This is a genomic window from Sulfitobacter sp. R18_1, from assembly GCF_017743915.1.
In the GTDB taxonomy this organism is placed as follows: domain Bacteria; phylum Pseudomonadota; class Alphaproteobacteria; order Rhodobacterales; family Rhodobacteraceae; genus Sulfitobacter; species Sulfitobacter faviae.
Map to the genome: position 1 here is coordinate 110,984 of NZ_JAGHRG010000009.1, position 17,114 is coordinate 128,097.

Genomic DNA, 17,114 nt, shown 5'->3' on the forward strand with positions numbered 1-17,114 from the left:
CATGTTTCGCCGCAGAGGGAAGCGGGCAGGGCGCGTGGATCAGCCCAATCGCGCGGTGACGCAGGCGGTCACGTCACGGGTCACGCTGTCGATGTCGCGGCCCCCGTCGATCACATGGAAGCGGTCACTGAATTCCTTGGCAAGGCTCAAAAAACCCGCGCGCATCTTGGCTTGGAGTTCCACGCCGAAATCCTCGAACCGCTCCTCTGCCGTCTGGCGCGAGAGGGCGCGTTCAAGGCCATGGGCCGGATCCATGTCGATCAAGAGGGTCAGGTCAGGCTCTACCCCGATCATCAGCGCATGCAGGTCATCGACCATCTGCCGCAGATCGCCGCGCGAAAGGCCCTGATACATCCGCGTGCTATCGGCGAAACGGTCGCAGATCACGACCTTTCCGGCGTCGAGCGCGGGGCGAATGGTGCGTTCAAGATGATCGCGGCGGGCGGCGGTGAAGAGCAAGATTTCCGTCTGCGCCGACCAGCGGTCGGGATCACCCTGCAAGACAAGCGCACGGATTTCCTCGGCCCCCGGGCTGCCGCCCGGTTCGCGGGTCAGCACCACGTCATGGCCCTGTGCCGTCAGATGATCCGCCAAAAGCCGCGCTTGGGTGGACTTGCCAGAGCCATCAATGCCTTCGAAAGTGACGAAGAGGCCCGGCGCGCGGGCCTTCTCTGCGCTGGTCACGAAGCTTCCGCTTCCACGGTGGGGGCTGCCTGCGGGCCTGCGTTGAGGCGGTTCATCAGATGCAGCGCGGCGGCGGTCATCTTGACCATGAAACCGCCCGGCGCGATGGAAGTTGAGGCCACCAGCGGCACGCGCATGGCGGGCAAATCGCCCCGGTCGACCACCAGTTCGCCCAATTCGTCGCCCTTGGTGATCGGCGCTTGGAACGGGCCGGTGTAAATCACCTCGGCCTCGACCTCATCACCGCCGGTGACAGGCACCAGCATTGACAGATCGTCTTTCAGCTCAAGCCCGACCGATTGGGTCGTGCCAAGGGCCACGGGGGCTTCTGCGATGCGGGTGCCCGCTTCGCCCAGATCGCGCTGCGTGAACTGGCGGAAGGCCCAGTTGACCACCGATTCAGCCTCCTGCGCGCGGGCGGCGGCGCTGTCGAGACCCGAAAGGACAAAGATCACCCGGCGGTCGCCCTGTTTGGCCGAACCGACAAGCCCATAGCCCGCCTCATTGGTGTGCCCGGTTTTCAGGCCATCCGCGCCGATGCCCAGACCCAAAAGCGGGTTGCGGTTGGTCTTGTTCTGCGGCGCGCGGCCATCAAAGGCGAACTCACGTTCGGCGAAAAGCGGGTAGAACTGCGGGAAATCGGTGATGATCCGGTTGGCCAGCAGCCCCAGATCGCGGACCGACATCAGATGCCCCGCCTGCGGCCAGCCGTTGGAATTGGCAAAGGTGGAATTGGTCATCCCCATCTGCTGCGCGCGCTGTGTCATCAGCCGGGCAAAGCCGTATTCGGTACCATCGGGGCTCAGCGCTTCGGCAATCACGGCGCTGGCGTCATTGCCCGACAGCACGATGATCCCGCGGATCAGGTCCTCGACCGAGACACGGTCGGTGGTGTCGAGGAACATGGTCGAGCCGCCATAGGACATGGCGTGCTCTGAGACGGGCAGTTTCTCGACCAAATCGAGCCCGCCGTTCTGCTTGCCACGCTCCACGGCCTCGAAGGCCATGTAAAGTGTCATCAGCTTGGACATGGAGGCGGGCGGCAGCGGCTCATCCGCGTTCTTGGCCAGCAGCACGGTGCCGGTGGTCTGGTCCAACACATAGGCGGCGGTGGCGCGGGTATCGAAAGCGGCGGCGGGCTGGAGCGTCAGCACCAGCGCCACGGCGGCGGCAAAAAGGCGGATCATAGGAAGCATTTCCTCCGGTTTGTCAGTTCGACACGGCGTAGGCGTCGGTAAAGCCCTCGGCCTTGACCTTCTTGAGAAGGGTATCGAGTTCGGATTTGCTGGTGGCGGGGCCGATCACCACGCGCCAGAAGGGTTTGTTGTTGATCGCGCTTTGCTTGACGGTGGGCACCATGCCGGCGCCGCGCATCTGTTTGGCGGTGCGGGTGGCATTGGCCTCCACGCTGAAGATGCCCAGTTGCACGTAGGGTTTGGACAGTTTCGCACCAGCCGCCGTGCGCGCCGGTTTCGGGGCCGCAGGGGCGGGCGGTTTGGCCGCCGGTTTGGCGGTGGCAGGGGCAGCGGTGCTGGCCGTCGGCGCAGGGGCCAGCGCCGTGGCGGTGACAGGGGCAGGGCTGGCGAGAGTGGCTGCAGCGTCACCGCTATTCTCGGCCTCAAAGCTCTCTTCCGGGGCGGCGCTTTCTTCGCGGCGCAAAGCGGTCACGTTCAGCGGCGCCGGAGCGCCGGCCAGAATGCCAAGCGCGGCGGCGGCATCCGAAGAAATTTGCAGTTTGGGTCCGGGCAATTCGCGCTCACGCCGGAACAGGGCACCGATGACGAATTTGCCGTTCGCCTCATTGCGCACGATCACGCGTTCAGGTTCGGTGACGTCCGGATGCGCCACCCAGACCCCGCCGAGCGAGGGGCGCCCGTCCCAAAGACCCTCATCCGTGGCTGAGAAAACCTCAGGTGCTTCGACATCACGTTCCACGAGTTTGGTCGAGGTGCTGCGCGGCGCGCTGGCACCTTCGTTTGCACCGAAGGGAAGTTTGAAATCACCGCCCTCGCAACCGGCCAGCAAACCAACTGCCAGAATGCCCACGCCCAAGCCCGCCGCGCGGCTTTTCTTGATGCGCAACGGTTGATTATCCCTGCTCATGCCTTTGATGTCCTTGCCTGCTGTCGTCGCGCGCCGCGACCCATGTCCCGCGAGAATGTCGCGCCGTTGGATCGGCACGCCCTGCGCCCCTCTAAAAGGGGCTTTGGCGCAGAGTAACCCGACCGGGCAGCGCTTGAAAAGACCGCGCAGGGCAGATCGGCGAATTTCCCCAAAGGGGCGCGGGGGGCTGGCCGCGAAAATGTGCGTTTGCCGAATCAATCCCGGCGCTCTAGGAGGAGCGTGCTGCGGAGGAGTGGCAGAGTGGTCGAATGCACCGGTCTTGAAAACCGGCGTGCGTGAGAGCGTACCGTGGGTTCGAATCCCACCTCCTCCGCCAGCTGTTCAGCTGAATATATGTGGCTTTGAAAACCTTTCTCGTCTGGCTGGGCGTCCAGCCTTTAATCCACCCCACAAAAGCTGCCCTAAAATGTGATCCTAAGTGGGCCAAATTAATAACGTTTGTTGTAGAAGACGGTTTTTATTATCAAAATTTCACCTGCATTTAGGGAGGGACCATACACGTCCGTATTTTATGTGAACTGCGTGACGCCTTGTTTGAATTTTGCCGAACAAAGCTGTCTTCGATCAAATGCCCACGGAGTATCGAGTTCCGCAAGGCATCTATTGTAAAGACTAATCGGGCTCCGGGCGCGGCTGGATGAAAATTCAGTGACAGGTCACGCCTCCAATAGAGCGCGAATTGGTTCGCGCGTTTGCTTCGAACCATCAACATGACCAATCGCCTGCTCTAACGCCGCGCGCTCAAATCCACAGGCCAGAAAACACAACAGCCAGCCCACCTGTGCAAAGCGCGAGCGTCGGCACGGGCCGTCGCGCGCCGATCAACCCGTATGAAAGCAGGGTCAGCCCCAATGCGACACGACCAGCCGCCAAGAGAGCTGCCAATGGGGCGTCCGAAAGGGTCAGCATATCCGGGTTCGCGACCATACCGAGCGGGATAATGTAGAGCCCAATGCCAAGCGCCATCGCTGTCAGAGCGACCTTCAACCAATTCTCGCCAATCATTCCCGCGGCGATAAAAACAGCGCCGCAGACCGGGGGCGTGATTGTCGAGAGAAGCGCGAACCAAAAGACAAAGAGATGCGCTTGAAGCGGCGAAAGTCCCAGTTCAATGAGCGCAGGCCCGGCGACGGAGACGCAGATCACATAGGCCGCCGTGGTGGGCACCTCCATGCCCAGGATGAGGCAGGCAAGCGCCGTCAGCAGCAGGGACGGCCAAAGAAGCCCCCCAGACCCCGCCAGAATGAGAGAAGTGATTTTCACGCCAAGCCCGGTGATCGACAGCACACCGATGATGATTGAGGCGCAAAGGATGATGGAGGCGATCAGGGCAACCTGCCGCGCGGCATTGAGAACTGCACTTGCCATTCGCGTGGCGATCTGGCGCGGCTCGAAAGTGAGCTGCGCATTGAAGAACAAGAGCAGCGCCGCTGCGAGGATCGCGATAGCCGCCGCATATTCCGGCGTGAACTGCGCGACGAACATCCCCCATAGCAGGACCGAGAAGGGGACGAGAAAGAAGAGCGATGTGACAACCACGTCGCGCAATGCGGGGCGATCCGCTTCTGCGATCCCTTTGAGGGCGAAGCGCTGCGCGTAGGCGTTGATGCCAACCCAGACCGCCACAAAGTAAAGCACCGCCGGAAGCGCGGCGGCAGCCATGATGCCGGTGTAGGGCACGCCGGTCAGCTCGACCATAACGAAAGCGCCTGCGCCCATCAGGGGCGGCATGATTTGCCCGCCTGAGGAGGCCACGGCCTCGACCGCGGCGGCGAGGCGTTTGGGATAGCCAAGCTTGGTCATCGCGGGCAGGGTGATCGCGCCGGTGGAAGCGACATTTGCGGAGGCCGAGCCGGAGATCGACCCAAAGAGCGCCGACGACAAAACAGACACCTTCGCCGCGCCGCCTTTCAGCCGCCCCGCCGCGGCGGCGGCGACATTCATGAAACCTTGCCCCGCTTCGCCAGCGTTCAGAACTGCGCCGAAGATGACAAAGATCGCCACGACAGAGACCGAGACACCGGTGAGCGTTCCCCAGATGCCGCCCTCGGCGATGGTCAGTGTTCCGAAATAGCTTTCGATCGGCGTGCCGGAATGGCCGAACTCGCCGGGAATATGCTGCCCAAACAGGCCATAGAGCAGGGCCAGTGCGGCGACCAGTGGCAAGGGCCAACCGATCACGCGCCGCGCCGTTTCCAGCACCACCAAGAGCAGGGTCACCGCCACGGCAAGCTGGAAGTTGCTTTCGATGAACCCGTATTGATCGCCAAGCGCATCGCTGTTGAATGCCACCCAAAGCGCTGCGGCGATGCCCAATGCGGCCAAGATGCTGCCAGTGATCCGCCGCAGCGGCGTCTGCGCGTCAAAGACCAAAGCGAAGGGCAGGATGAAGGCCATATGCAGCGGCCTGCTGATCAGGTTCGGCACCAGACCCGAAAACACCAAAGCCAAGTGATAGCTGACCAGCGCGATGGCCAGCGCGATCCAGAAACTCGCCGCCAATCGGCTTTCGGGGAGATTTGTCATCTATGGGGGTCCGGCTTTGGCTGGGCAAGCGCGGCGCGGAAAACCCGCGCCGCGCAACCTGTTATTGCGAGGTCTCTGTCGCGATCCCGGCTTCTTCGTAATAGCGCAGCGCGCCGGGGTGCAGTTCAGTGGTGATATTGGCCATCAACTCAGGCGTGACATTGCCCCACCAAGGCGAAGTATCGGCCATCTTGGCCTTGTTTTCCCAATAGGTCTTGGTCAGTTGATAAGCCGTTTCATCGTCCATCTTGGTTGTCGTGAAGGCGGCGACGGGCAGGGACGTTGTGGTCACATCCTGCTCTTGGCCCGCATAGGTGCCCGCCGGAATGACAATGCGGGTCCGTTTGGATTGGGTGATCTGCTCGTCCGACAACGGGACCACGGTCACGGGGGTGGAAGCGGCGGCTTCGACGACATTTGGCGCCGGGAATGAACCCGCAGTGACAAAGCCGTCAATCTGCCCGTTTTTCAAAGCGGCCACGGCGTTGCTCAATTCCGCATCCGCGATCTCCACACTGTTTGCCAGCCCGAACATATCCAGATACTTCGCGCCTTCGGTCGCGCCGAAAGACCCTTTGCCCAGGAGGATGCTCTTGCCTTCCAGATCCGCAAGCGCGGTGGCGCCGCTGTCCTGAGACATCACGAAATGCATGGTCAGCGATGGGATCGGGAAAAGCGCGCGAATCTCATCGAAAGCCGGTGCGGTCTTGCCTTCGAACATGGCCTTGCCGTTTTGGGCCAGACCAACGAGGGAGGGCGGGGTGGTAAAGACATAATCGGCCCCGCGCGCGCGGACTTCCATGACGTTTTGAACCGATCCTTGGCTCTCTTCCACGGTAACCGAGATGTCTCCGCCGCTGCCCGCTTTCATGGCTTCGGCAAGCTCTACGCCCATTTGATAGTAGGACGAGCCCGATTTGGCCGACTTATAGGTCACACGGGTCTCGGCGCTTGCGGCGCCCCCCACAAGCCCTAGGGCCAATGCCGCGCAAATAGTTTGTCTCAACGCATTCATGGTTTTTTCTCCTCCAAGCGCAAGGCGAACGTTCTCCCGGCGAAACATGCGCGGGACTGCCTTTAGGTGACTTTGTGGCAGCACACTACGGCATTGTCGAGAATGGGGTTCGCTGTTGGGTGGCTCTTGCAGAGCAATACGGTGGGCCGTTTCGGCCTCGCGGGGGCGAAGATGGCAGAGGCGGCAGGTTCGCTGCGCCCCGCAACCAGTTCTGCGATGCGCGGATCGCAGGCCATAGAGGGCGAAAGATATCGACGCTTGAGATGCGAAGAAGCGCAACTGTCTGCGCGCCTCCGCCAAGGTCGAAGCCCGATCAAAGGTCCATACCCTTATCAATCGGGCAAGGCGCAGTTCGTCAGCTATCGCCCTTTAGAGGATCATGGCCCCAATTCATCAGCGAATAGCGCCATTTCGAGTCTTCAACACCATCTTTCGGCCCGCCTTGGGAGAGATGCCGTTTGATATAGCCAACGACGGTTGCCATGTGATCCCACTGATCGTCGGTCAGGTCGTCCTTGTTGGTGCGTTTGATCTTGACGATCCGGCGGCCGGACTTGTGCCCGGTGCTTTCACCGCTTCCGCTGTCGCCCACGGACTTGGACTCCTCGGTCTCCAGCCAGTCCTCAAGCTCCGCCGGTGCCATGTTGACCAGATCGCGCCACTCGTCCCAGATTTCGTCCTTCGATTTCGATGAAGACATTTTCTTTCCCAATCCATTACTGGGAAGAAACCGGCCCGCGCGCGCTTTGTTCCCAAGGGTCACAGCGGTCCGCCACGGTCGGCGAGGCGCGCGCCGATCGGTCTGCCATTAGCTTGTCAGTGTCCGAACGGCCCGCGCCTCGGGCGGGCCGGATAAAGCTCAGGAAGCTTGCGAATAGCGCATGCCCTCCGGCACCTCCTGGTCGAGCAGTGATGCGATCATGCGGGTCAGGGCGCGACCTTTGGGCAGGATGCCGAGGCGCGTTCCGGACAAGCGCACGAATGGCGTGTAGCGGGTTGCCATGGCCTTTAACTCGGGCGCGAGATCGAAGGCCCGCGCGCCGAAGGTTTCTGCCAAGGCGTTCAGGTCAAGGGTAAAGTCGCACATCAGACATTCGATCGCCCGCGCGGTCATGCGGTCCGTATCGTCCAAGGCGTAGCCGCGCGTACCGGGCAAGTCGCCATCGGCGATGCGCGCGGTGTAGGCCGCCGTCGCGGGGGCGTTCTGTATGTAGCCCCCCGGAAAACGCGAGATTGACGAGGCGCCGAGGCCGATCAGGGTTTGGCAATTGTCATCGGTGTAGCCTTGGAAATTCCGGCGCAGACGGCGGTTGTTCTTTGCTTGGGTCAGCCCATCCTGCGGCGTGGCGAAATGATCAATGCCGATTGCCTCCATGCCCGAAGCGGCGAAGCGTGCCGCGGCCCTCTCAGCGAAGTGATAGCGTGCGACCGCGTCGGGCAGTGTCGCCTCGCGGATGAGTTTTTGCCGTTTCGCGACCCATGGCACATGCGCATATCCGAAAAGCGCCACGCGATCCGGGGCAAGGGACAGGGTCTTGTCGATCGTATCCTCCAGCCGGGCCATGGTCTGATGAGGCAGGCCGTAAACCAAGTCAGTATTGAGCGAGGTGACCCCCTCGGCGCGCAACTGATCGACACAGCGGCGCGTGACCTCGAAGGACTGAAGGCGCCCGATGGCCTGCTGCACCTCAGGGTCGAAATCCTGAATGCCGATAGAGGCCCGTGTGAGGCCCGCCGCGCGCAGGGCGGCGATTTTGGTGGGGTCGATCTGGGTGGGGTCGATCTCGACGGAGAACTCGAAATCCTCGGTCGGCGTGAAGAGCTGATGAAGGGCGCGGTTCAGGCGGTCGATGAGGGCGGGCGGTAGGATGGTCGGTGTCCCGCCACCCCAATGCATCCGCCCCATCCGCATGCCCGCAGGCATCGCGGCGCGCAGAAGCTCAAGCTCGGCCTCAAGAGCCTCGATATAGCGCTCGACAGGGCTGAGCGTCTTGGTGCCCTGCGTGTGGCAGGCGCAGAAATAGCACAGCCGCTCGCAAAAGGGGATGTGGACATAGACCGAGACCGGCGCGCCGGGGTCCAACGCGCCAAGCGCTGAGCGCTGAAACGCGGCGCCCACCGCGGAGGTGAAGGCCGCCGCGGTGGGATAGGAGGTGTAGCGCGGCACGCGCGCGTCGAAGAGGCCGAGAGCCTCGAGCATCTGTATCTGTTCCATGGCACCGGTTTAGGGGGCCGCCGTTCTGCGGTCTTTGCGCTGGATCAATTCGGACGCAAAAATTGCGCAGCGCATTGGCTGAGAGCAGACGTGGAGGGGGCGGTGGACGTTTAGGGACGTAGGCCGTCGCGGGATTGATGCACGCCGCGCCTGCGGTTTGCCGGAACTGCACGAAAGACGACAGGATGGCGAGGGCAGCAGCGCGCTATTCTCGCGGCGCGCGCCACAGGCTGGATTAGCAAACGTGCCGGCTACCTATGCAAGCAGCGCATTTCTCCTGCCCTGTTCGATCTCTACTCCGGGCGGGTCGGCTTCCCATCTTGGACTTGAGATTGGAGACATCATGCACACCGCCGTTCCAGAACTTCTTTCCGTTCCCCTCCCGCTTCTAAAGCAGACCCTATGCGAACATTACCAAAGACTTAGCCCCGCCTCGCGGGAGCTCAGGTTCATGGGCCAGCTTAACGATGATGCCTTGCTGCGCGTGGTTCGGGGCTCCAACCCCGACCTGACGCTCGGCGTCGAATGCGATGATGCTTTGCGTGCGATACTGGAGCTTCATTGCATTGACAGCACCCATGCGGAGATCGGGCTTTCGGTTGAGGACGCTTATCAAGGGCGCGGCTATGGCCGGAGGCTCTTCCATCGCGGTCTGGCCGAAGCGCGCGCGCGAAATATTGAGACGGTGGATGTGAACTTCTTACGCAGCAATATCGCGATCAAAAAGCTCTGCATCGAAGAAGGGGGAGAGATACGTTGCCGCGGGGCCGAATGTGTCGCGCAGCTGTCGTTGAACTGACCGGAATATTCGAAAGGGGCATGTGTATTTGCCTCTGGCTATCAGGTGAATGGCCGCCACTTAGGTTGCGGCGGCCAATTATCACGTCTTAGCTTTTAGGTGATGGTGAACCCGCGCCCGACGGGGTCGGTTTCATCGATTAACCATTTCACATAGCCGATAACTTTGGCTGTGACCGGATATCCGCGGACGCTGGGGCGCGGATCACCATGCCGTGCCGCATACGAGCATCACGCTATCCATGGGGTTCCAAGGCACCTAAAACCGCCGTGCCGTCCAGCGGGCGAGCGCTTCGACCGCGGACCAGAGCAGCAGCGACAGCGCCGCGAGCACGATCAGGGCCGCGAACATGAGCGCGGTTTGGCCGCGGCCATTGGCCATCAGCATCAGATGCCCCAGCCCGCGGGAGGAGCCGACCCATTCGCCAATCAGCACCGCGAGAGGGCCATAGACCACCGCCAGACGCAGGCCCGAGATTAGGCCCGGCACGGCGTGGGGCAGGCGCAGCAGCAGTGTTTCGCGCCAGCGGTTGGCGCCCGAGAGATGCGCCAGATCGCGCAGGCCCGGGGGCAGCGCCATCAGCCGGTCGAAGAGGGCCGAGGCGATGGGAAAATAGGTGACCAGCGCGATGGTCACGATCTTGGAGGGCATCCCGTAGCCGAGCCAAAGGGTGATGACCGGGGCGAGGGCGAAGACCGGCACGGCCTGAGCCACCACCAGCATCGGGCGCAGCAGCCAGCGCGCGCGGCGCGAGAGGGTCAGCAACAGCGCCGTCTCGATGCCGAGGAAAATGCCTAAGCTTAGGCCCAGCGCAAGATTGCCCGCCGACCACAGCGCATTCTGCCAGAGCAGCGCGGCATTCCCGCCCAGCGCTTGCAAGACAAGCCAAGGCCCCGGCAGGATGAAACGCGGCACGCCGCTGAGGGTAACAACAAGCTGCCAAATCGCGACGGCGAGTGCGAAGCAGACCATGCCGCGCCATAATTTATGCAGCGTAGATACCATCAGGCGACCTGCGCGGGTGAGGCCAGCCCCATGCGGCGCAGCAGATCGGCTTGGGCGGCGAGGGTCTCGGGGGCGTCGATCCGGCGCGGTGGCGGCGTTTTGGGCAAGGGGCAGGGGGCGGCCCCATGGCGGCTCACGATCCAAGCGTGATTGGCGAGCCTTAGGGCCTCCGCCGGGTCATGGGTGATCAGCACGACGGTTCGCCCGCAAAGCAGCCGCGCCGCTAGATCCTGCATTTTAAGGCGGGTCACCACATCAAGGGCCGAGAACGGTTCGTCCAGCAGGACCACGGGGCGGTCTTCGTACAGCGTGCGGGCGAGGGTGACGCGCTGGCGCTGACCGGCGGAAAGCTGGGCAGGTTTCCGGCGCAGCTCCGCGCGAAGCCCGACCTCGGCCAAAAGTGCTGCGGCGCGGTCAGGGTCCGCCCGTTCTCCGCGCAGCCGGGCGGGGATGGTGACATTCTCAACCGCATTCGCCCAAGGCAGCAGTTGATCGTCCTGCGCCATCATTGCGACACGGGGGGCGAGGGGACGGTCGTCATCGGCAGCAATACGGCCCTCCAGCCGGGCCACAGTGGGCAGACCCGCAAGCAGACGCAGCAGCGAGGTTTTCCCCACACCCGAGGGGCCGAGCAAGACGTTCCATTGCCCGGCCTTGAGGGTAAGATCAAAATGGTCGATCAAGAGGCCCGCAGCGCCGTGAAGCGCGCCCGATAGATGCACCACAGGGGCGGTCATGCTGCCGCGGGCGACAGCGCCATGTCCCAAAAGCCAACCTCAAGCGCCGTGGCCGTGTTGAAACGCTTTTGCAAGGTCTTGGCTCGGGGCAGGGTTTGCCAATCCGCACCCAGACGCCGCGCTAGCGCGCCATCGATCAGCGCTCCGACATCGCGGCACAGTGCTTGATACTCCTCGCCGCCATAGACCGCGCACCAATCGGCATAGGGGCCGTCATTGCCCCGCAGGGCCAACCCAATCTCACCATAGCCCAGAACGCAGGGGGCGAGGGCGGCCATCAGGTCAAGGAAATCCCCGGAATAGCCCGCCTCCAAAACATAGCGCGTATAGGCGAGGTTGCCGGGGGCCTCTGCCGTGGCCTCAAGCGTGGCGCGGTCGATGCCATGGCCTGCGCAGGTTTCCACGTGGAGGGGCATCTCCACATGCACGAGCGCATGGACCGTGGCACTCGCGGCGGCCATTTCATCCAGCGTTTCCGCCTTGGCCGCGGCAAGGGCCCACGCGCGGGCGAAGTGGATGAGGAAAACATAGTCCTGCCGCAGGTAATGCAGATAACTGGCCTGCGACAGACTGCCGTTGCCCAGCTGTTCGACAAAGTCATGGCGGGTATAGGCCCGCCATGTCTCTCCGGCACCATCGCGCCAAGCGGCGAAGGCATTGCCGTAATCGGGCGCCATCATGGTTTCGCCTGCGCTGTGACGTCGACCACCAGATCGGCGGCGGGGATCACGGTTTCCACCACGCCGCTTGCCTGCATGAAGGTCTCGAACCGGTCATAGCGCCCGTGGTCCACCGCGGCGGGGCGGGTGGCGAAACGGGGCCATGTGTCTTCCCACGCGCGGGTGTTCAACTCGTTGCGCAGCTCGGCGTCGGAGGCAAAGAAGACCTCTCCGCTGGCGGCCGGGTCGTTTACGATATCGGCGGCGGCCCGTTCGGTGGCACGCAGGAAGCGGGCGATCATCTCGCGGTCCATCTCTTCGGCATGGGCGACATAGATCAACTCGTCATAAGCGGGCACGCCCTCGGCTTCGGGGTAAAAGCAACGGCCCTCATGGCCTTCGATTTGCATCTGGTTCAGCTCGAAATTGCGGAACGCGCCGATCACCCCGTCGACTTGGCCCGACATTAGCGCGGGGGAGATCGACCAGCCGATGTTGATTTGCTCGACCTCGGCAGGCGCCACGCCGTTGTGGCTCAGCATCGCATCCAGCAGCATCTCTTGCACGCCCGCCACGGCGAAACCTACCTTTCGGCCCTTGAGGTCCGCCATCTCCTGCACTGGCCCATCGGCGCGGACGACGAGGCAGGTGAGCGGGGTTTCGACCAGCGTGCCCACGCGGCGCAGGTCCAACCCCTCGCGCTGGGCGAGATGCAGTTCCGGCTGGTAAGAGACCGCAAGATCGACCCGGCCCGCCGCCACCATGCGCGGCGGCTCATTCGGGTCGGCGGGGGAGACGAGTTCGACCTCCAGCCCCGCATCGGTGAAATAGCCCTTTTCCTGCGCCAGAATGATCGGCCCGTGATCGGGGTTCACGAACCAGTCGAGCATGACGGTCATCTTGTCTTGGGCCAAGGCGGGGGCTGCGATCAGCGTCAGGGCAAGGGGGGCGAGGATGTTTTTCACGAAGGGTCTCCAGTATATCGTTTATGCGGGAAAAAAGGTCAGGCGCCCGGGAGGGCGAGCAGGGCGATCTCGCCCGGCCAGCGGGGGCGGAGGGTGTTGGCCGCGTGATGCGCGCGCAGGCCGGTGCGGCAGGCGAGCACGATGCGGGGTGCATCGGCTGGCAACGGCAGGTCCGGCAGCGCCTCGGGCGGGACATGGCGCGCTTGGGCTGAGAAAGGCGCGGGCGCCTCGGCGCGCAGGTCGATGACCATATCGCGCGGGGTGATCTGGCTTTCGGCGATGAAACCCGCGGCGCGCGCAGGTTCGGGCGCGCTGTCGAAACGAAAGCCCGACATGCGCCATTGCGCGGAGTCCCAGATCATGAGTTGCCCCAGCGGGGAGGGCGTGAGACCCAGCAGGACCGAAAGCGCCATCTGCGCCTGTGCCGCGCCGATCATCCCGACCACCGGCCCCAAGACGCCCGCCGTGTCACATGTCGCTGCCGTCTGCGGCAGGTCAGGGAAGAGGGCGCGGAGCGAGGGGGCGCCCCCGCAGAAACCACCGACATAGCCCGACAGCCCAAGGGCCGAGGCTGAAATCAGCGGTTTGCCCTGCGCGCGGGCTTCGTCCGACAGGGTCAGGCTGGCGGCGAAAGTATCGGCGCAGTCGAGGGCGATATCGCAGTCCGCCAGCAGGGCGGGCGCATTGGCGGGGGTGAGCCATTCGGCACGCGGGACAAGCGTCACCTCGGGGTTCAGCGCCGCCATCGCCTCGGTGGCGGCACGGACCTTGGGCCTGCCGATATCGTCCATCCGGTAGAGCGGTTGGCGGTGCAGATTGCTCAAGGCCACCTGATCGCCGTCGACCAATGTGATCCGCCCGACACCGGCCCCGACGAGATATTGCAGCACAGGCACCGCCAGCGCTCCGGCCCCGACGACCAGCACATGCGCCGCCGTGAGACGCGCTTGCCCCTCGGCGCCGACTTGCGGCAGAACCGTCTGGCGGGCGTAGCGGCTCATGCCGTCACCTCAAGCCATTCGCGCATCCGCGCTTCGGGGTCTGCGTTCAGCGTGATATCCGTGACCGCCGCCACCGTATCGGCCCCGGCGGCAAAGGCCCCCGGCGCACGGGCGACAGACATGCCGCCGATGGCGCAAAGCGGGATATCCCCGATCCGCGCCTTCCATTCCGTCAGCCGGTCGAGGCCCTGTTCGGTCCATTTCATCTTTTTCAGAATGGTCGGATAGACGGGGCCGAGGGCGATGTAATCGGGGGCGAGAGCCAACGCGCGGTCAAGCTCGGCATGGTCATGGGTCGACAGGCCCAGCTTCAGCCCGGCGGCGCGGATCGCGGGGATGTCGGCACTGTCCAAATCCTCTTGCCCCAGATGCAGCCAATCGGCCCCCAGTTCAATCGCCAGTTGCCAGTGGTCATTCACCACCAGCAGTGCGCCGTGCTGGCGACAGAGGTCGAGCGCGGTTGTGATCTCGGCCCGCAGCCGGTCTTCCGGCGCGTCCTTGATGCGCAGTTGCACCAGCTTCACGCCCAAGGGCACGGCCCGCGCGACCCATGCGGCACTATCGAAGACGGGGTAGAAACGCGGCAAGCTCATAGCCAAGCCTTTCCGATCACGGGGGTGGAGGGCACGGCCATGTCACGCTGGCCCATGGGGCCGGAAGCGGCTGCAAGCGCGCCCGCGCGGCAGGCCAGCGCAAAGGCTTCGGCCATGGCGGCGGGGTCGCGGGCCTCAGCCACGGCGGTGTTCAAAAGCACTGCGTCGAACCCCATCTCCAACGCCTGTGCCGCATGGCTGGGCAGGCCGAGGCCCGCGTCGATCACCATGGCCACATCGGGAAATGCCGCCCGCAGGCTGCGCAGCCCGTGCAGGTTGTTCAGCCCCAGCCCAGAGCCGATGGGCGCACCCCAAGGCATCAGCACCCGGCAGCCTGCATCGACCAGCCGCGCGGCCAGCACCTGATCCTCGGTGGTATAGGGGAAAACCTCGAAGCCATCGGCGCAGAGCGCCTCGGCAGCCTCGACCAGCCCGAAGGGGTCAGGTTGCAAGGTGTCGGCATGGCCGATAACCTCCAGCTTGATCCAATTGGTGCCAAAATACTCCCGCGCCATCTGCGCCGTGGTGATCGCCTCGCGCGCCGAATGGCAGCCGGCGGTGTTGGGCAGCAGATGCACGCCCAAGCCGCGCACCATGTCCCAAAACGCCTGTCCCGCGCCTTGTTCGCGGCGCAGCGAAACCGTGGCGACCGGCGCGGCGCTTTGGCGAAAGGCGGCCTCCATCACTGCGGGCGAGGGGTAGCGCGCGGTGCCCAGCATCAGCGGCAGGGGCAGGGCGGTGCCGTAGAAATCGCGCATCGCTCAGCCCCCCTGCATGGCGCTGAGCACTTCGAGCCGGTCGCCGTCGCTTAGCATGGTCTCGCCCCGCGCGCCTGCGGGAACGAAGCTGCCGTTGAGGGCGGTGGCGACTTTTGCCTCGCCCCAGCCCAGCTCTGCCAATGCTGCGTCAAGCTGCGCGGCGGTGACCTCACGCGGCTCGCCGTTCACTTCAATCTTCACGGAATAAATCCCCCGTTGTCGCTGTTGCCAGAAAGCCCGCAGCCTGTTCGGCCAAGGCGGGCGCCATGAGAAAGCCGTGCCGGAACAGCCCGTTCAGATGCAGCACCGCCCCGCGCTGCACGATGCCGGGCAGGTTGTCGGCGAAAGCCGGGCGCAGGTCGGCGCCCATCTCGATGATCTCGCCCTCGGCAAAGCGCGGGTCGAGCGCATAGGCGGCTGAGAGCAGTTCCAGCGCCGAGCGGGCGGTCATGCCGCTGCGGCTGGCGCTTTCGATCTGGGTCGCGCCCAGCATGTAGATGCCTTGCCCGCGCGGCACGACGTAGAGCGGGTGGCGCGGGTGCAGCAGGCGGATCGGGCGGGTGAGGGCGATCTCAGGCGCGCGCAGCAGGATCATCTCCCCGCGCACGGCACGCAAACCGGGCAGAGCGTCGCGGGCCACCATGCCACGGCAGTCGATCACCGGGCCTGTGACCTCCGAAGGGGTGAGGGCCGTGGTCTCAACCGTCACGCCCTCGGCGGCCAGCGCATGGGTCAGGTCTTGCAGCGCTTGGCGCGGGTTCAGATGCGCTTCCTCGGCAAAGAACAACCCGCGGCGATGGCGCCCGGCGAGGTCCGGCTCACAGGCCGCGATGGCTTCGGCGTCGCAGTCGCTGTGGCCTTCGGTGCGGGCGGCGAAACGCTGCAATTCCGCGCGGTCCCGCTCGGGGGCGAGGACCAGCGTGCCCCGATGGGTGACTTCCGTGATCTCCCCCCATAGCGCCGCAGCACGCCGCCCATGGGTTACCACCGCAGGCTCGCTCAGCGCGCCTTCGCAAAAGGGGGCGAGCATGCCGCCCGCCCACCACGAACAGCCGTGCGGGCCGGGCGGGCCTTTGCGGTCAACGAGCCGGGGCCGCAGCCCCTGCGCCAGACAGGCCCGCGCGGCCCAGAGCCCTGCCACGCCCGCGCCGATGATGGTGACATCACTCATGAGGCCAAACGCCGTGGAAATGATGCACCGGCCCGTGGCCATGGCCGATGTTGAGGGCGTCCGCCGCGGCAATGGCGCGTTGCAGATAGCTATGGGCGGCCTCCACCGCCTGCGGCAGAGGCTGGCCCCGCGCCAGACCGGCGGCAATGGCGGCAGAGAGCGTGCAGCCGGTGCCATGGGTGTTCGCCGTCTGCTGGCGGGGCGCGGAAAGGCGCAGGGTGTCGGCCTCGGAAATCAGCAGATCGACGCAGGTCTCGCCCTTGCCATGGCCGCCCTTCATCAGCACCGCGCGGGGACCGAGCGACAGCAGCGCGCGCCCCTGCGCCAGCATCATGGCCTCGTCGGTGGCTTCTTCTGTGTCCAGCAGCCGTGCGGCCTCGGGCAGGTTCGGCGTCAGCACATGGGCGCGGGGCAGCATCCGGTCGCGCAGGGTTTCCACCGCTTCGGCAGAGAGCAGCGCATCGCCGGATTTCGCCACCATCACCGGGTCGAGCGCAACGGGCGCGGGGCAGTGGGCCAGCCCCTCGGCCACGGCAGAGATCGTGGCCGGGTCGCCCAACATGCCAATCTTGACCGCGCCGATGGCCAGATCGTCAAAGACCGCCGCCATCTGCGCGCGGATCATCGCAGGCGCGATCATGGCGACCGCGGTGACGGCGCGGGTGTTCTGCGCGGTGACCGCGGTGAGCACGCTGGCCCCATAGACGCCAAGCGCGCTGAAGGTCTTGAGATCGGCCTGAATCCCCGCCCCGCCGCCGCTGTCGGACCCCGCAATCGTCAGTGCTTGAAACGCCATTCGGCCCCCCATTCGTTAGATGGGCCAAGGGCATGGAGATACGGGGTAAACGACCGCCCGGATGGG

The 17,114-nt window shown here is 64.5% G+C and carries 18 protein-coding genes and 1 tRNA gene; 2 read left to right on the forward strand and 17 right to left on the reverse strand.

What is annotated here, in order from left to right:
* Positions 1–39: 39 nt before the first annotated feature.
* The 3 genes from tmk to J7392_RS17390 are packed head-to-tail and all read right to left on the reverse strand — an operon-like array spanning position 40 to position 2,787.
* Positions 40–684, reverse strand: a complete 645-nt coding sequence (gene tmk / locus J7392_RS17380; protein WP_209218680.1) for a dTMP kinase — start codon at positions 682–684, stop codon at positions 40–42.
* Positions 681–1,871: a D-alanyl-D-alanine carboxypeptidase family protein gene (locus J7392_RS17385; protein ID WP_209218681.1), complete on the reverse strand. Its 1,191-nt coding sequence runs from the start codon at positions 1,869–1,871 to the stop codon at positions 681–683. Before J7392_RS17385 ends, tmk begins: the two co-directional genes overlap by 4 nt.
* A 22-nt stretch (positions 1,872–1,893) precedes the next feature.
* Positions 1,894–2,787, reverse strand: a complete 894-nt coding sequence (locus tag J7392_RS17390) for an SPOR domain-containing protein (protein ID WP_209218682.1) — start codon at positions 2,785–2,787, stop codon at positions 1,894–1,896.
* 247 nt (positions 2,788–3,034) lie between these two features.
* Here J7392_RS17390 and J7392_RS17395 point away from each other — a divergent pair.
* Positions 3,035–3,124: transfer RNA gene (locus J7392_RS17395), tRNA-Ser, on the forward strand.
* A 425-nt stretch (positions 3,125–3,549) separates the two neighbouring features.
* On the opposite strand, the gene J7392_RS17400 is transcribed toward J7392_RS17395, so the two are convergent.
* The 4 genes from J7392_RS17400 to hemN all read right to left on the reverse strand — a co-directional run bounded on the left by J7392_RS17400 (position 3,550) and on the right by hemN (position 8,564).
* Positions 3,550–5,334: a TRAP transporter fused permease subunit gene (locus J7392_RS17400; RefSeq protein ID WP_209218683.1), complete on the reverse strand. Its 1,785-nt coding sequence runs from the start codon at positions 5,332–5,334 to the stop codon at positions 3,550–3,552.
* A 61-nt stretch (positions 5,335–5,395) separates the two neighbouring features.
* Positions 5,396–6,349 (reverse strand): TAXI family TRAP transporter solute-binding subunit, encoded by a 954-nt coding sequence (locus J7392_RS17405; protein ID WP_209218684.1) that lies wholly within the window; start codon positions 6,347–6,349, stop codon positions 5,396–5,398.
* Between the two features lie 355 nt (positions 6,350–6,704).
* On the reverse strand, positions 6,705–7,049 hold the full coding sequence (locus J7392_RS17410) for a DUF3140 domain-containing protein (RefSeq protein WP_209218685.1): 345 nt from the start codon (positions 7,047–7,049) through the stop codon (positions 6,705–6,707).
* Positions 7,050–7,208: 159 nt separating this feature from the next.
* Positions 7,209–8,564: an oxygen-independent coproporphyrinogen III oxidase gene (hemN, locus tag J7392_RS17415; protein ID WP_209218686.1), complete on the reverse strand. Its 1,356-nt coding sequence runs from the start codon at positions 8,562–8,564 to the stop codon at positions 7,209–7,211.
* Positions 8,565–9,015: 451 nt separating this feature from the next.
* Here hemN and J7392_RS17420 point away from each other — a divergent pair, with 451 nt between their 5' ends.
* Complete coding sequence (locus tag J7392_RS17420) at positions 9,016–9,363, forward strand: GNAT family N-acetyltransferase (RefSeq protein ID WP_209218687.1); 348 nt, start codon at positions 9,016–9,018, stop codon at positions 9,361–9,363.
* A gap of 258 nt (positions 9,364–9,621) precedes the next feature.
* Here the strand turns inward: J7392_RS17420 and J7392_RS17425 are convergent, their stop codons facing one another.
* Genes J7392_RS17425 through thiD form a run of 10 tightly spaced genes read right to left on the reverse strand, consistent with a single transcriptional unit; the run spans position 9,622 to position 17,048 of the window.
* Positions 9,622–10,368, reverse strand: coding sequence for an ABC transporter permease (locus J7392_RS17425; RefSeq protein ID WP_209218688.1), 747 nt, complete (start codon positions 10,366–10,368; stop codon positions 9,622–9,624).
* Positions 10,368–11,135, reverse strand: coding sequence for an ATP-binding cassette domain-containing protein (locus J7392_RS17430; RefSeq protein ID WP_348540709.1), 768 nt, complete (start codon positions 11,133–11,135; stop codon positions 10,368–10,370). The genes J7392_RS17425 and J7392_RS17430 overlap by 1 nt, the downstream gene beginning before the upstream one ends.
* Complete coding sequence (locus J7392_RS17435) at positions 11,102–11,785, reverse strand: TenA family protein (protein WP_209218689.1); 684 nt, start codon at positions 11,783–11,785, stop codon at positions 11,102–11,104. Before J7392_RS17435 ends, J7392_RS17430 begins: the two co-directional genes overlap by 34 nt.
* Positions 11,782–12,729: an ABC transporter substrate-binding protein gene (locus tag J7392_RS17440; protein WP_209218690.1), complete on the reverse strand. Its 948-nt coding sequence runs from the start codon at positions 12,727–12,729 to the stop codon at positions 11,782–11,784. The genes J7392_RS17435 and J7392_RS17440 overlap by 4 nt, the downstream gene beginning before the upstream one ends.
* A 38-nt stretch (positions 12,730–12,767) precedes the next feature.
* A complete protein-coding gene (locus tag J7392_RS17445) occupies positions 12,768–13,730 on the reverse strand; it encodes a HesA/MoeB/ThiF family protein (protein WP_209218691.1) in 963 nt (320 codons plus the stop codon).
* Positions 13,727–14,323 (reverse strand): thiamine phosphate synthase, encoded by a 597-nt coding sequence (locus tag J7392_RS17450; RefSeq protein WP_209218692.1) that lies wholly within the window; start codon positions 14,321–14,323, stop codon positions 13,727–13,729. The genes J7392_RS17445 and J7392_RS17450 overlap by 4 nt, the downstream gene beginning before the upstream one ends.
* A complete protein-coding gene (locus J7392_RS17455; protein WP_067260906.1) occupies positions 14,320–15,081 on the reverse strand; it encodes a thiazole synthase in 762 nt (253 codons plus the stop codon). The genes J7392_RS17450 and J7392_RS17455 overlap by 4 nt, the downstream gene beginning before the upstream one ends.
* A 3-nt stretch (positions 15,082–15,084) precedes the next feature.
* Positions 15,085–15,282 carry a sulfur carrier protein ThiS gene (thiS, locus tag J7392_RS17460; RefSeq protein WP_209218693.1) on the reverse strand — a complete coding sequence of 66 codons (198 nt, stop codon included), beginning with the start codon at positions 15,280–15,282 and terminating at the stop codon, positions 15,085–15,087.
* The gene (locus J7392_RS17465; RefSeq protein ID WP_209218694.1) at positions 15,272–16,252 is read right to left on the reverse strand and encodes an FAD-dependent oxidoreductase; all 981 of its coding nucleotides are present in this window, start codon (positions 16,250–16,252) and stop codon (positions 15,272–15,274) included. Before J7392_RS17465 ends, thiS begins: the two co-directional genes overlap by 11 nt.
* Complete coding sequence (gene thiD / locus J7392_RS17470; protein ID WP_209218695.1) at positions 16,245–17,048, reverse strand: bifunctional hydroxymethylpyrimidine kinase/phosphomethylpyrimidine kinase; 804 nt, start codon at positions 17,046–17,048, stop codon at positions 16,245–16,247. Before thiD ends, J7392_RS17465 begins: the two co-directional genes overlap by 8 nt.
* Positions 17,049–17,114: the final 66 nt, after the last annotated feature.

Excerpts from the sequence above, each read along its gene's own strand:
- J7392_RS17465 (WP_209218694.1), bottom strand. The coding sequence starts at position 16,252 with ATGAGTGATGTCACCATCATCGGCGCGGGCGTGGCAGGGCTCTGGGCC.
- J7392_RS17385 (WP_209218681.1), bottom strand. The coding sequence starts at position 1,871 with ATGATCCGCCTTTTTGCCGCCGCCGTGGCGCTGGTGCTGACGCTCCAG.
- J7392_RS17390 (WP_209218682.1), bottom strand. The coding sequence starts at position 2,787 with ATGAGCAGGGATAATCAACCGTTGCGCATCAAGAAAAGCCGCGCGGCG.
- thiD (WP_209218695.1), bottom strand. The coding sequence starts at position 17,048 with ATGGCGTTTCAAGCACTGACGATTGCGGGGTCCGACAGCGGCGGCGGG.
- J7392_RS17450 (WP_209218692.1), bottom strand. The coding sequence starts at position 14,323 with ATGAGCTTGCCGCGTTTCTACCCCGTCTTCGATAGTGCCGCATGGGTC.
- J7392_RS17405 (WP_209218684.1), bottom strand. The coding sequence starts at position 6,349 with ATGAATGCGTTGAGACAAACTATTTGCGCGGCATTGGCCCTAGGGCTT.
- J7392_RS17445 (WP_209218691.1), bottom strand. The coding sequence starts at position 13,730 with ATGAGCCGCTACGCCCGCCAGACGGTTCTGCCGCAAGTCGGCGCCGAG.
- J7392_RS17455 (WP_067260906.1), bottom strand. The coding sequence starts at position 15,081 with ATGCGCGATTTCTACGGCACCGCCCTGCCCCTGCCGCTGATGCTGGGC.
- J7392_RS17435 (WP_209218689.1), bottom strand. The coding sequence starts at position 11,785 with ATGATGGCGCCCGATTACGGCAATGCCTTCGCCGCTTGGCGCGATGGT.
- J7392_RS17425 (WP_209218688.1), bottom strand. The coding sequence starts at position 10,368 with ATGGTATCTACGCTGCATAAATTATGGCGCGGCATGGTCTGCTTCGCA.
- J7392_RS17420 (WP_209218687.1), top strand. The coding sequence starts at position 9,016 with ATGGGCCAGCTTAACGATGATGCCTTGCTGCGCGTGGTTCGGGGCTCC.
- hemN (WP_209218686.1), bottom strand. The coding sequence starts at position 8,564 with ATGGAACAGATACAGATGCTCGAGGCTCTCGGCCTCTTCGACGCGCGC.
- J7392_RS17410 (WP_209218685.1), bottom strand. The coding sequence starts at position 7,049 with ATGTCTTCATCGAAATCGAAGGACGAAATCTGGGACGAGTGGCGCGAT.
- J7392_RS17400 (WP_209218683.1), bottom strand. The coding sequence starts at position 5,334 with ATGACAAATCTCCCCGAAAGCCGATTGGCGGCGAGTTTCTGGATCGCG.